The 13,224-nt window shown below is 72.0% G+C and carries 10 protein-coding genes; 3 read left to right on the top strand and 7 right to left on the bottom strand.

Annotated features, from left to right (window positions below; all coding sequences use genetic code 11):
* Positions 1-11: 11 nt before the first annotated feature.
* A complete protein-coding gene (locus HEP81_RS35285; protein WP_037663746.1) occupies positions 12-2,357 on the top strand; it encodes a SpoIIE family protein phosphatase in 2,346 nt (781 codons plus the stop codon).
* Between the two features lie 7 nt (positions 2,358-2,364).
* On the opposite strand, the gene HEP81_RS35290 is transcribed toward HEP81_RS35285, so the two are convergent.
* The 3 genes from HEP81_RS35290 to HEP81_RS35300 form a co-directional block, all read right to left on the bottom strand.
* A complete protein-coding gene (locus HEP81_RS35290) occupies positions 2,365-2,802 on the bottom strand; it encodes a cupin domain-containing protein (protein WP_037663749.1) in 438 nt (145 codons plus the stop codon).
* A gap of 133 nt (positions 2,803-2,935) precedes the next feature.
* Positions 2,936-3,586 (bottom strand): DNA polymerase ligase N-terminal domain-containing protein, encoded by a 651-nt coding sequence (locus tag HEP81_RS35295; protein ID WP_037663750.1) that lies wholly within the window; start codon positions 3,584-3,586, stop codon positions 2,936-2,938.
* Between the two features lie 59 nt (positions 3,587-3,645).
* Positions 3,646-4,476, bottom strand: coding sequence for an aldo/keto reductase (locus tag HEP81_RS35300; protein ID WP_037663753.1), 831 nt, complete (start codon positions 4,474-4,476; stop codon positions 3,646-3,648).
* A gap of 137 nt (positions 4,477-4,613) precedes the next feature.
* On the opposite strand from HEP81_RS35300, the gene HEP81_RS35305 reads away from it, so the two are divergent.
* Entirely contained in the window at positions 4,614-5,699 is a 1,086-nt protein-coding gene (locus HEP81_RS35305) for a TauD/TfdA dioxygenase family protein (protein ID WP_078967782.1), read from the top strand.
* Positions 5,700-5,714: 15 nt separating this feature from the next.
* On the opposite strand, the gene HEP81_RS35310 is transcribed toward HEP81_RS35305, so the two are convergent.
* The 4 genes from HEP81_RS35310 to HEP81_RS35325 all read right to left on the bottom strand — a co-directional run bounded on the left by HEP81_RS35310 (position 5,715) and on the right by HEP81_RS35325 (position 10,435).
* A complete protein-coding gene (locus HEP81_RS35310; protein ID WP_037663754.1) occupies positions 5,715-6,746 on the bottom strand; it encodes an LLM class flavin-dependent oxidoreductase in 1,032 nt (343 codons plus the stop codon).
* Between the two features lie 131 nt (positions 6,747-6,877).
* Positions 6,878-8,377 carry a metallophosphoesterase family protein gene (locus HEP81_RS35315; RefSeq protein ID WP_037663756.1) on the bottom strand — a complete coding sequence of 500 codons (1,500 nt, stop codon included), beginning with the start codon at positions 8,375-8,377 and terminating at the stop codon, positions 6,878-6,880.
* Positions 8,378-8,493: 116 nt separating this feature from the next.
* Positions 8,494-9,474 (bottom strand): alpha/beta fold hydrolase, encoded by a 981-nt coding sequence (locus HEP81_RS35320; RefSeq protein ID WP_037663758.1) that lies wholly within the window; start codon positions 9,472-9,474, stop codon positions 8,494-8,496.
* Positions 9,475-9,526: 52 nt separating this feature from the next.
* Positions 9,527-10,435: a serine hydrolase gene (locus HEP81_RS35325; RefSeq protein ID WP_037663761.1), complete on the bottom strand. Its 909-nt coding sequence runs from the start codon at positions 10,433-10,435 to the stop codon at positions 9,527-9,529.
* Between the two features lie 404 nt (positions 10,436-10,839).
* Between HEP81_RS35325 and HEP81_RS35330 the strand changes: the two genes are divergently transcribed.
* Entirely contained in the window at positions 10,840-13,161 is a 2,322-nt protein-coding gene (locus tag HEP81_RS35330) for a M4 family metallopeptidase (RefSeq protein ID WP_182790048.1), read from the top strand.
* The last annotated feature ends 63 nt before the right edge of the window (positions 13,162-13,224 follow it).

Genomic DNA, 13,224 nt, shown 5'->3' on the forward strand with positions numbered 1-13,224 from the left:
TTCTGGGCCTTATGGACCGTGTCGCCGCGGTGGCGATCATCGACACTCGGGGCTGGGTGACCGGGTGGAGCGAGGGTGCGCGTCTGCTCATGGGCCACCCGGCCGAGGCGGTGGTGGGCCGCCCCGCGACGGAACTGCTCGCCGCCGAACTTCCCGCGGCAGCCCTCGCCGCGCGGACGGGCACCCGGCACGGCACCGTCGCCCTGCGGCACCGCGACGGCCACCGCCTCGACCTCGCCGTCACCGCCTGCCCCCTCGAAGGCGGCGACGGGCGCCCCGCGGGCTACGCCGTGACGGCCGAACCACCCGGCGTCGCGTTCGCCGCACAGGCTTTCGAGCAGGCGTCCATGTCGATGTCCGTCTTCGACCTCCAGCAGCGCTATCTGCGTCTCAACGCCGCCGCCTGCAAGGTCATCGGCGTCCCCGAGGAGGGGCTGACCGGCCGGTTCTTCCTCGACACCGTGGCCGACACCGAGTCCAACCGGGGTTTCGTCCGCCATCTGCGCGAGGTCGCCGAGACCGGTCTGCCCGTGCGCTACGAGAGCTTCGCCGCCGCGCCCGCGCTGAACCGGGAGCACTTCTGGAGCCTGGAGATGTGGCCGCTGCGCGACGCCTCAGGTACGCAGACCGCGGTCGCCCTGGCCGCCTACGACAGCAATGAGCAGTACTGGGCCAGACGCCGGCTCGCCCTGCTCAATGAGGCCGCCGCCCACATCGGCACCACCCTGGACGTGGTGCGCACCGCCGAGGAACTGATCGAGATCCTCGTCCCGCGCTACGCCGACTTCGCCACCGTCGACCTGCTCGACTGGGTGCTCGGTGCCGACGAGCCCCCCATGGTCGCCGCGGACGACGTCGAGCTGCATCGCGTCGCCTACAAATCCACCCGGCCCGGCAGTCCCGGGGTCGCCGTCCGGGTCGGCGAGACCCAGACCTACCGGCCCCCCGCGCCGCCGGCCTGCGCGCTGCGCGAGGGCCACGCGATCCTCAGCCAGGCGGGCGAGCCCGGATTCCGGGCCTGGCTCGCGGACCGCAACGAGCGCGCGCCCCAGGGCGCCCCCTTCCGGGAGGGCGTGCACTCCATGATCGCCGTACCGCTGCGCGCCCGCGGCACCACGCTGGGCGTCGCGGTCTGCGTGCGGCTGGCCCATCCGGAGGACTACGGCCCCGACGACGCCGTCTTCGCCGAGGAGCTGGCCAGCCGCGCCGCCGTCTGCATCGACAACGCCCGCCGCTTCGCCCGTGAACGCAGCACCGCCCTCGCCCTCCAGCACAGCCTGCTGCCGAGCGGACTGCCCGGACAGGCCGCGCTCGACGTGGCCCACCGCTATCTGCCGTGCGGCTCGCAGGCCGGGATCGGCGGCGACTGGTTCGATGTCATCCCGCTCTCCGGGGGCCGGGTCGGACTGGTCGTCGGCGATGTGGTGGGCCACGGCATCAGCTCCTCGGCCACCATGGGCCGGCTGCGCACCGCCGTGCGCACCCTCGCCGATGTTGATCTGCCGCCCGACGAACTCCTCACCCACCTCGACGACCTGGTGACGCACCTGGCCGCCGAGAACGGCCGCGAGGAGGTCGCCGAGATCGGCGCCACCTGCGTGTACGCCGTCTACGACCCCGTCTCGCGCCGGCTCACGCTCGCCACCGCCGGCCATCCGGCCCCGTTCCTGATCCTGCCCGACGGCGACGGCGCCGAGCTGGTGCCCCTGACCGCGGGGCCGCCCCTCGGCATCGGCGGACTGCCCTTCGAGGCAACGGAGTTGGAGCTGCCCGAGGGCTCCGTGGTGGCCCTGTTCACCGACGGCCTGGTCGCCCACCGCGCCGGGAACCCGGACGGCGCCGACGACGAACTGCGCCGCGCCCTCGGGGCGTCCGCCGACTCCCTCGACGCCCTCGCCGACGGCGTCCTCAAGGCCGTACTGCCCGATCAGCCCGGCGACGACGTGGCCCTCCTGCTGGTGCGCACCCGCGCCCTCGGCGCCGACCGGGTCGCCACCTGGGACGTACCCGCCCACCCCGCCCAGGTCGCCGTCGTGCGGCAGGCCGCAGGAGAGCAACTGGCCGCCTGGGGGCTGGAGGAGACCGCGTTCGTCACCGAACTCGTCGTCAGCGAACTCGTCACCAACGCCATCCGCTACGGCGAACCCCCCATCCAGCTACGGCTGATCCGCGACCGCGCCCTCATCTGCGAGGTCTCCGACGCCAGTTCCACCTCCCCGCATCTGCGCCGGGCGCACGCCTACGACGAGGGCGGCCGGGGACTGCTGCTGGTCGCGCAGCTCACCCAGCGCTGGGGGAGCAGGCAGACGGCCGCGGGCAAGACCATCTGGGCCGAACAGCCGCTCCCCGACGCCTGATCGCCCGCTACTGGAAGGCGCAGCCCGGGTTCGGAGCGTCCTCGGAGAACGGGGAGCCGTGCGGCAGCACGTACAGCACATCGAGCACCACCGGGGTGTCCCCGAGGTTGCGCCCTATGTGCACGTTCCCGGGTCCGGCGGGCTCCTGTATCGGCGCGCCCGCCTGGTACACCCCGTCCGGGGCGCAGGCGGAGTCGAAGTGGCTCAGGGTGCCCTGGCGCACCACGCCGTACAGGGGGCCGTCGTGGTAGTGCCAGCCGGTGCTCTGGCCGGGCGGGACGGTGATCTCCCGCAGGGTGTAGTCGGTGTCGCCGACGGTCCGTTCACTGATCGTGCGGGCCGTCACCCCGGGGCCCGCCGGGGTCGCCCCCGCGGGCTGGCAGGTGAGTACGGTTGCGGCGGTCACGGCGCCGATGAGGGCGGCGGCGCGCGGTGCTGTGCGCATGGGGATGCCTCCAGGGGAGCGAAGGATTTCGGCGCGAACATAGGCTCCTCGCACACCAGTTGGGGCCGGAATCAGGGAATCCGGATTGTCGGCGCTTGCCCGGTCGGCCCGCGCCCGGTCGGCCCGTAATCGGTCAGCTCGCGCCGCTGTCCGCCGCGACCTGGGCGAGGGTGCGCCCGGTGCGCACCGAACGGGCCCGCCGGGGGTCGGGGGACCCGTGCCCGGCCCGGTGCGCCGCGCCCTTGCGCACCAGCAGCCAGTGGTCCTCCCCGTCCCGGCCCCGGAAGCGGGTCAGGGCGTACTCGCCGCGCAGCTTGGTGCCGTGCAGCCGGAACGTGGCATGTCCGCGCTCCAGCGACTCGGCGAAGTCCACCGGCCGCCCCTGCCGGTCATGGCTCAGCGGCTCGTACGTCCCCCGGTCCCACACGATCACCGTGCCGCCGCCGTACTCGCCCTTCGGGATCACGCCCTCGAAGTCCTCGTACGCCAGCGGATGATCTTCCGTCGGCACGGCGAGCCGCTTGTCGCCGGGGTCGGCGGACGGGCCCCTCGGCACGGACCAGGACTTCAGGACGTCGGCCACCTGGAGCCGGAAGTCGAAGTGCATCCGGCGCGCGTCGTGGATCTGCACCACGAACCGGGGACGCCCGCCGCCCCGGCCCCCGGCATCCTCTCCGGCCGAGGGCCTTCGGCCCTCGTCCGCCCGCCCTTCGGCCGCGGGTTCCCGGGTCCGCTCGAAGTCGCGCTTGCCGCGGTACGTCCGCAGCCGGTCCTCCGCTGCCACGTGCGGCTCCTTCCGTGCGTCCGCCTCACCGGGCCCCGGGTACCCCGCTCACCCCGGTCTCAGAACTCCTCGTGCGTCTCCGGGTCGCCGCCGAGCCGGGTCGGGGCGTGCCGGGCGATCGCGGCCATCTGGTCCGAGTCCAGCTCGAAGCCGAAGACGTCCAGGTTGGCGCGCTGCCGCTCGGGATCGGCGGATTTCGGGATGGGCAGCGCGCCCAGCTGGACGTGCCAGCGCAGCAGCACCTGCCCGGGACTCACCCCGTGCTCGTCGGCGATCCGGCCGACGTGCGGGTCGCCCAGCAGATGGCCGCCCCGGCCCAGCGGGCTCCAGCTCTCGGTGAGGATGCCCTGGTCCGCGTGGAAGGCGCGCAGCTCCTCCTGCGGGAACAGCGGGTGCAGCTCGATCTGGTTCACCGACGGCAGCACCCCGGTCTCCTTCTCCAGCCGCATGATGTGCTCCGGGGTGAAGTTGGAGACGCCGATCGAGCGGATCAGACCGTCCTCCCGGAGCTTGATCATCGCCTTCCAGGAGTCGACGTACTTGCCGACCCGGGGGTTCGGCCAGTGGATCAGATACAGGTCCACGTACTCCACGCCGAGCCGCCGCCGGGACTCCTCGAAGGAGGCCAGGGTCTCCTGGTAGCCGTGGTGGCGGCCCGGGAGCTTGGTCGTCACCACCAGCTCCTCGCGGGGCACCCCGGCGTCTGCGAGGGCACGGCCCACGCCGGTCTCGTTGCGGTAGTTCACCGCGGTGTCCACCAGCCGGTAGCCGAGGCCGAGCGCCTCGCGTACGGCCCGCTCGGCCGCGGTGTCGTCCAGCGGCCAGGTGCCGAGGCCGAGGGCGGGGATCGTCGTTCCGTCGTTGAGCGTGTGCACCGGTATGCCGTTCACGAGGAGACCTTCCGCTCGACAGTGTCGTGCCACCAGCCTCATGGATAGGGTGAGTGGTGATCAACCGGACGGGCGCGACGTGGCCGGCGGACGGCACGGGCCCCGGGGCCGGTACGGACGAGCAGCGGAGCGCGCGCATGACGACGGACAGGGCCGCCGCGCAGCAGCAGGAGCGGCCGAAACAGCCGGAGCGGCCGGAGCGCCGGGAGCGGTCGGAGCGGCGGGAAGGACCGGCGCGGCCCGCACGCACGGACCGGCCGGATCCGGTCACCAGCGTGGACCTGCGGGTCGGGGGCGTCGAGGTGCGGCCGGTCGCCGGGCACATCGGCGCCGAGATCACCGGGGTCGACCTCGCCGCACCCCTCGACGACGCGGTGGCCGACCTGATCCGGCGGGCCGTGCTGCGCTGGAAGGTGGTGTTCTTCCGGGACCAGCGCCTGGACCACGCCGGGCAGGTCGCCTTCGCCCGCCATTTCGGCGAACCGGTGGTCCTCGGCCGCCGCGGCGGCGCCTCGCCCCCGGACTTCCCCGAGGTGGAGACCACGGCCGACCGGCTGGAACTGGGCGGCCGCTACGGCATGGACCACGAGGAGTGGCTCGCCCGCCGCCGCCCCCATCTGCTGCGCGGCTGGCACTGCGACCACGGCGCCCGCGTCGACCCGCCCGCCGCGACCGTCCTGCGCGCCGAGTCCGTCCCGCCCTACGGCGGCGACACCACCTGGGCCAATCTGGCCGCCGCCTACGCGGGCCTGTCCGCGCCGGTGCGCGCCTTCGTGGACGGGCTGCGCGCCGAGCACCGGCTCGGCGTCGGCTACCAGCCACGCCCCGGCGACGACGCCTATCTGCGCCACCTCCTGGACCACCAGATGGCCTGCGAGCACCCCCTGGTGCGGGTGCACCCGGAGACCGGGGAGCGGGTGCTGTTCGTCAACGGCTACTACATCGAGCAGATCACCGGCGTCTCCCGCCCGGAGAGCGCCGCGCTGCTCCAGATGCTTCTCGACCAGGCGGTCCGCCCCGAGTACACGGTCCGCTTCCGCTGGGCGCCCGGCAGCGTCGCCTTCTGGGACAACCGGGCCACCATCCATCTGGCCCCCAGCGACCACACCGGGCTCGACGTGCCCCGGATCATGCACCGGGTGATGCTGCACGGCGAGGTGCCGGTCGGGGTGGACGGCAGGCCCTCCACCCCGGTGACGGGCACCGAGGCGGGCCGCTGGTAGCAGCCGGTACGACGGTCAGACCGCAGGGCGCCAGCCGAGCGCCGGACCGAGCTTCGTCGCCATGTCGGTCAGGATCTGCACATAGTCCTCGTGCGCGAAGGTGAACGGCAGCGCGAAGGCCACCTCGTCCACCTCCCGGAACGCCGGGTCCGCCCGCAGCCGCTCGGCCAGCTCCGCCGAGGTGCCGACCAGGTCCGGCGCGAACAGCAGCCGCGCCGGGCCCTGCGGGGCGGTGGTGCGCGGCAGCCTCTTGGCGGCGAACTCGGCGTACCGGGCGCGCTGTTCGGGACTCGCCGAGTCGGTGGGTATCACCACCAGGCCCTGCGAGACCCGGGCCGCCGCGCCGTCGGGGTGGTGCGCCCGGAACTCCCGGATGAGGGAGCGCTGTATCTCCGCGAAGTCGTACGGCTCCTCGTCCGGGCCCGCCGCCTTGACGACGCTGCTGGTCAGGAAGTTCATCCCGTGCTCGCCCGCCCAGCGCGCGGAGCCGAGGCTGCCGCCGCCGTACCACAGCCGGCCGCCGAGCCCGGGGGAGTGCGGCTGCACCACATCGCTGAACACCTCGAAGCCCTCGACCCCGCTGAAGTCGCTGGCGGGCTTGCCGCGCACGAGGTCCAGGAGCCGCCGCACCCGCTCGTGGCCGAAGTCCTCGCTGTCGCCGGTGTCCGGGTACAGGGCGTCCCTCACCTGGTCGTAGTGCATCGGCGGGCCCACGCTGAGCCCCGGGTTCAGCCGGCCGCCGGACAGCAGGTCGACGGTCGCCAGGTCCTCGGCGAGGCGCAGCGGGTTCTCCCAGCCGAGCGGTATGACCGCGGTGCCCAGTTCGATACGGCGGGTGCGCTGGGAGGCGGCGGCGAGGACGGCGACCGGGGACGAGATGCCGTACTGGAGGTGCCGGTGGCGGACCCAGGCGCTGTCGAAGCCGAGCCGTTCGCCCAGTTCGATGATCTCCAGCGTGGACTCGTGCCCCCGGGCCGGGTCCGCCGGATCGAACAGGCCGATGGTGAGGAAGCCCAGCTTGCGCAGGGGGCGTGGGGTGGACGGCACGGGCTCCTCCAGCGGTCGTACTGCGGTTCCCCATCGAGTGTGGCAGCCGAGTGTGACAACTGTGTGATCGGTTTTCGGCGCGGGGCCCGGACCGTCCTGCGGGGTCGCTTCGGAGGGTCCGCTTCAGGGGGTCACTTCAGCGGGATGACGACCTCGTCCTCCACCGGCGGGTCCAGTTCCTGCGGGCGGTTGCCGGTCGCGGCGAAGCAGCGGACGCGGATCTCCTGCGCGCCGACGTCCAGGCGCAGGAAGGACTTGAAGAAGGGCGGGGTGTAGGTGACGGAGGACGGCGAGAACAGCTGGGTGTACATCTTGCGCACCGGCAGCCGGACCCGTGAGGTGCGGTCGGGGCGGCCGCCGGCACCCAGCAGGCCGGCGACCAGACGGGTGCGCCGGGTGACGCGGGTGTCGGGGCCGGGGGCGCGGCCGGGTTCGATGCCGAGGCGTTCGGCGATCACGGCCGTGGCCTCCGACTCGCTGAGCCCGAGGCGCGGCAGGCGCAGCCGGCGGGCGTAGAGGTGGCTGTAGAACGCGAGCGAGTCGCCGCGCAGCGGGTAGCAGCGGAAGTCGCGCTCGGTGACCCCGCCGATCGACACCCGGGGGATGGTGTGGGTGGCGTGCATGAACGCCCCGCCGCCGCCCGAGACGATGTACTGGATGGTGCGGCCGTCCACCTGGACCGGGTAGCGCTGGTAGTTGTGGATGTCACCGCCGATCGCGGCCACGTAGTGGTGCTCCGGGTCCCGGACGATGTCGTCCACGGTGCCGCCGCCGTCGATGGGGCACGGGTGGTGCTCGCCGTCGACGTACAGCGGTGACCCGGTGATGAGGATCTTCGGGCGGGTGCCCTTGGACACCTCGCGCAGCCAGGCCCCCTGTTCGGCGTCGAGGGTGCCGAGCAGTCCGGTGTCGATGCCGATCAGGCGCACCGGTCCTGCGTCCAACGCCCAGTAGGGGCCGGGCTGTTCGGCTTGCTGGCCGGGATCCGACCGCAACTTCCGTGCCTCGTCTAGGTGTTGTCCGTCCGCCGGGCGCGGCCGGTGCCACAGCAGCGCCTGCCACCAGGCCCGGCCGAGCGGGCGGGGCCGGGGCGCGGGGTCCGGTGGCGGGGTGTCGGCGCAGAAGACCCGCATGAAGGCGCCGAGATCCTCGTACCAGTCGTGGTTGCCGGGTATCGCGTAGATCGGCGCCGGGTAGTCCCGGTACGGCCGGAAGAACTTGTTCTCGTAGTCGTCGGCGCTGCCCACCGGGTAGATGACATCGCTCGTGATCACCGCGAACTCGGTGCCCTGGCCGGTCTTCAGGAACCCCGGTACGGCGGCGTACTGGGACTCGCCGCCCTCCCCGGTGTCGCCGATGACCATGAAGGAGAACCGGTCCGGCACCTCCCGCCGGAACACCTTGTCGGCGGGCACCCCGGCGGACTGCCGCCGGGCCACCCACCGGCCGCGGGTACGGCCGGTGGGGTCGCCGAACCAGGAGGCCAGCACGCCGTTGCGGGCCGCCCACAGCGTTCTGGGGTTCAGCCAGGACACCTTCCGGACGTGGGGTGGCATCAACTGCTTGTAGGCACCCGGCTCGGCCGAGCCCCAGCCGGCGCCCTGTGCGGTATCGCGTGAGGAGTCAGACACGCCAGGCACCGTAACAACGCCCCGACCAGCGGCGGGATACCGGGGCTCGGGTCAACGCCCCACGACGGCGGGCACGTTCGGCAGCCTTCCCGCGCGGGCACGGATCCCCCCGGAACTCAGGCGGGCAGCTCGGCCAGCCAGTCGAGGAGCAGGCGGTTGGTCTCCTCGGGACGCTCCTGCTGGATCCAGTGGCCGCAGTCGTCGAGCAGCTGCGAGGAGACCAGGTTCGGCAGGGTGTGGGGGAACGCCTTGATGGCGTCCGACAGCCAGGACACGGTGACGTCCAGGGCGCCGCCGATGAACAGGGACGGCTGGGTGAGGGGAGCGCCCTCATGGGCGGCGAGGTCCGCCCAGTCGCGGTCCATGTTCCGGTAGCGGTTGAGCGCTCCGGTCAGCCCGGTCCGCTCGAACTCACCCGCGTAGAAGTCGAGTTCGGCCTCGCCGAGCCACCCGGGCAGCGGACCGTCGGGGCACCGGTCGCGCAGGGTGCCGCCGGGGCTGACGAAGTACGGGACAGGGTCGCCGGGTCCGGGCATGGTCCCGGCGGACAGGGCCCGGTAGAAGGCCGCGAGCCAGCCGCGTACATCGGGCTCGATCTCGGCCTCGGCACGGCCCGGCTCCTGGAAGTAGGAGATGTAGAACTCGTCGTCCCCGCCGCCCATATGGGCGAAGACCTCGGTCGGCCGGGACGCACCGCGCGGGGTGTACGGCACGCTGAGCATGCCCACCGCCCGGAAGACCTCGGGGCTGAGCAGGCCCGAGCCCGAGGCGATGGCGGAACCCCAGTCGTGGCCGACGACCACGGCCGACTCCTCGCCGAGCGCGTGCACCACCGAGACGTTGTCCGCCACGAGTTCGGTCAGCCGGTACGCGTCCGTCGCCACCGGCTTGGCGGACCGGCCGTAGCCGCGGACGTCGATGGCCACCGCCCGGTACCCGGCCGCCGCGAGGGCCGGCAGCTGATGGCGCCAGGAGTACCAGGACTCCGGGAAGCCGTGCACCAGCAGCACCAGCGGCCCGCTGCCCTGCTCCACGAGATGGATCCGCCCCGCCTCGGTGGGCACCAGCCGGTGCCTCGGTTCGCTGATGTGTGTCATGAGCCCTCCCATGGGCTGTCGAGTGAACATGAGCTGTCGGGTGAAGGGGATTTCAGGCCGTTTCGCGGTGCAACGAGGCGACGGCGTGCGCGGTCGCGGCGCCGATCGCGGCATTGATCGCGGCGTCGTCCGCGCCCGGCCGCGATCTGGTGAAGACCGCGGCGGCGTACTGACGGCCGTCCGGATACGAGACGACGCCGACCTCATTGCGTACGATCCCGGCGAGCCCGCCGCTCTTGGCCGCCACCCGCACGGGCGCCCGGAACCCGCTCGCGATCCGGTGCCGGGTGAGCTGGCGGCCCATCACCGCCCGCACCCGCGCGCAGGCCGCCGCAGGCCCCGCCTGCCCGCTCCAGAGGAGCCGCAGCAGCCGCACCATGTCGCGCGCTGTCGTGCCGGTGCCCGCACCGGGGGTCAGCGCACGCGTCCCCGGCAACTCCTCGTCGACGCCCGCTGATTCGGCCGCCGAGGCGCGAGCCGACCAGTCGACGAGGTCCGCCCAGCCCGCGCGGCCGAGGTCCTGGCCGATGGAGTCCAGCATGGTGCGCAGATCGGACCGGACGACCGTGTTCCGCAGCCCGAGCCGCGCGGCCGTCGCGTTCAGGGTGTCGACACCGAGCCGGTTCATCAGCGCGTCCGTGCACGGGTTGTCGCTGATGGTCAGCATCAGGACGACCATGTCGCGCAACGACAGCGCGACCTCGTCCTCGAACAGCGACACCCCGACCGAGCCGGGTGTGCGCCGCGCGGCACCCAGCACCATCCGCTCTCGCGGATCCAGCCGGCCCTCGGCGAACCAGGTCTCGGCCGCCAGCGCGACCAGCACCTTCACCACCGAGGCGGGTACCACGAGTTGATCGGCGTCCAGCCCGAATTCCCCTTCGCTGTCCAGGGGTTGGACGAGCAGCGTGCCCGTGCACCCCGCCCGCTCGAAGATCTCTCCCACCGTGTCGACCGTCATGAAGACGATCTTCCCAGGGCGGTCCCTGCTGTCACAGGCACCCCAACAGTTGTTTCATGAACGTGAATTGGCCGCTGGGGGAGCGCACAGCGACGTCATAGGGAAAACCCTCGATTGGTTCCCACGCTGGTGACATGGACGGTTCAAGACTGTCATTCTCCCAGCGCACGCTGATCCCCCACGAGCGCACCACGGATCACGGTCTTGTACACAGCACCACCCACCGGACAGCAGACCCGGCTGTCCGGTCTCTCACAGGCCGCGACCCGGCGGCCTCCGCAGGAGGAGTAAGAGTGAGACCCCACAGACCCCTTTCTCACGGACGTCTTCCCCAGGGACGTCTCTCCAAGCGGGCCACGGTCGGAGCCGCGCTGCTCTCCACCGCGGCCCTGTTCGCCGTCGGTATGCAGGCCGGCCCGGCGACGGCCGCGCCCGCCGCGCACCACCTCAGCCCCCTGCGCGTCGGCGCCCTTGAGGCCAAGCTCAGCCCGGCCCAGCACAAGGCCCTGATCCAGAGCGCCCAGGACAAGACGACCGACACCGCCCGCACCCTCGGCCTCGGCGCCAAGGAGAAGCTGGTCGTCAAGGACGTCACCAAGGACGCCGACGGCACGCTGCACACCCGCTACGAGCGCACCTACGACGGCCTGCCCGTCCTCGGCGGCGACCTGATCGTGCACACCCCGCCCGCCTCGCTCGCGGCCGGCACCGTGAGCGCCACGTACAACAACAAGAACAAGATCCGGGTCTCCTCGACCACGGCGACCTACACCAAGGCCGCGGCCGAGAGCAAGGCGCTGAAGACCGCCAAGGCCCTGGACGCCGCGAAGCCCGCCGCCGACAGCGCCCGCAAGGTGATCTGGGCCGGCAGCGGCACCCCGAAGCTTGCCTGGGAGACCGTGATCGGCGGCTTCCAGGACGACGGCACGCCGAGCCGGCTGCACGTCATCACCGATGCCACCACCGGCAAGGAGCTGTACCGGTACCAGGGCATCGAGACCGGCGTCGGCAACACCCACTACAGCGGCCAGGTCTCGCTGACCTCGACCCAGTCGGGTTCGTCGTACAACCTGACCGACGGTACGCGCGGCGGTCACAAGACGTACAACCTGAACCACGGCACCTCCGGCACCGGCACCCTGTTCTCGCAGACCAGCGACACCTGGGGCGACGGCACCAACTCCAACGCCGCCACGGCCGGCGCGGACGCCGCCTACGGCGCGCAGGAGACCTGGGACTTCTACAAGAACACGTTCGGGCGCAGCGGCATCAAGAACGACGGTGTCGGCGCCTACTCCCGGACGCACTACGGCAACTCGTACGTGAACGCGTTCTGGGACGACAGCTGCTTCTGCATGACGTACGGCGACGGCTCCGGGAACAACGACCCGCTGACCGCGCTGGACGTCGCCGGCCACGAGATGAGCCACGGTGTCACCTCCAACACCGCGGGCCTCGACTACTCCGGCGAGTCGGGCGGCCTGAACGAGGCCACCTCCGACATCTTCGGCACGGGCGTGGAGTTCTACGCGAACAACAGCTCGGACCCCGGTGACTACCTCATCGGTGAGAAGATCAACATCAACGGTGACGGCACCCCGCTGCGCTACATGGACAAGCCGAGCAAGGACGGCGGTTCGGCGGACAGCTGGTACTCGGGCGTCGGCAACCTCGATGTGCACTACTCCTCGGGTCCGGCGAACCACATGTTCTACCTGCTCTCCGAGGGCAGCGGCAGCAAGGTCATCAATGGTGTGACCTACAACAGCCCGACCTCCGACGGCGTCGCCGTCACCGGCATCGGCCGGGCCGCCGCCCTCCAGATCTGGTACAAGGCGCTGACGTCGTACATGACGTCCAGCACCAACTACGCCGGTGCCCGCACCGCGGCGCTGAACGCGGCCGCGGCGCTCTACGGCACCAACTCCGCGCAGTACGCGGGTGTCGGCAACGCCTTCGCGGGCATCAACGTCGGCAGCCACATCACCCCGCCGAGCAACGGCGTGACGGTCACCAACCCCGGCAGCCAGTCCTCCACCGTGGGTACGGCGGTCAGCCTCCAGGTCCAGGCGAGCAGCACCAACAGCGGCGCCCTGACCTACAGCGCCTCCGGCCTGCCGACCGGTCTGTCGATCAACAGCTCCACCGGTGTGATCTCCGGTACGCCGTCCGCGGCCGGCAGCTACAGCACCACCGTCACGGTGAAGGACTCCACCGGCGCGACCGGTACCGCGACCTTCTCCTGGACCGTCAGCACCAGCGGTGGTGGCGGCTGCACCTCGACCCAGCTGCTGGCCAACCCGGGCTTCGAGTCGGGCAACACCGGCTGGACCGCGAGCAGCGGTGTCATCACCAACGACACCGGTGAGGCCGCGCACGGCGGTTCGTACAAGGCGTGGATGGACGGCTACGGCACCTCGCACACCGACACCGTGTCCCAGTCGGTGACGATTCCCGCGGGCTGCAAGGCGACCCTGTCCTTCTACCTGCACGTCGACACCGCCGAGACCACCACCAGCACCGCGTACGACAAGCTGACGGTCACCGCGGGTTCGACCACCCTGGCGTCGTACTCGAACCTGAACGCCAACTCGGGCTACGTCCAGAAGACCTTCGACCTGTCCTCGCTGGCGGGCCAGACGGTCACCCTGAAGTTCAACGGCGTGGAGGACTCCTCGCTCCAGACCAGCTTCGTCGTGGACGACGCGTCCGTGACCACCAGCTGATCACCCGCACCGGCTGAACGCACCATCTGCACCGAAGGGTCCCGCTCCCCGGCTGGGGAGCGG

It is taken from the genome of Streptomyces griseofuscus, assembly GCF_014673495.1.
GTDB classification, from domain to species: domain Bacteria; phylum Actinomycetota; class Actinomycetes; order Streptomycetales; family Streptomycetaceae; genus Streptomyces; species Streptomyces murinus.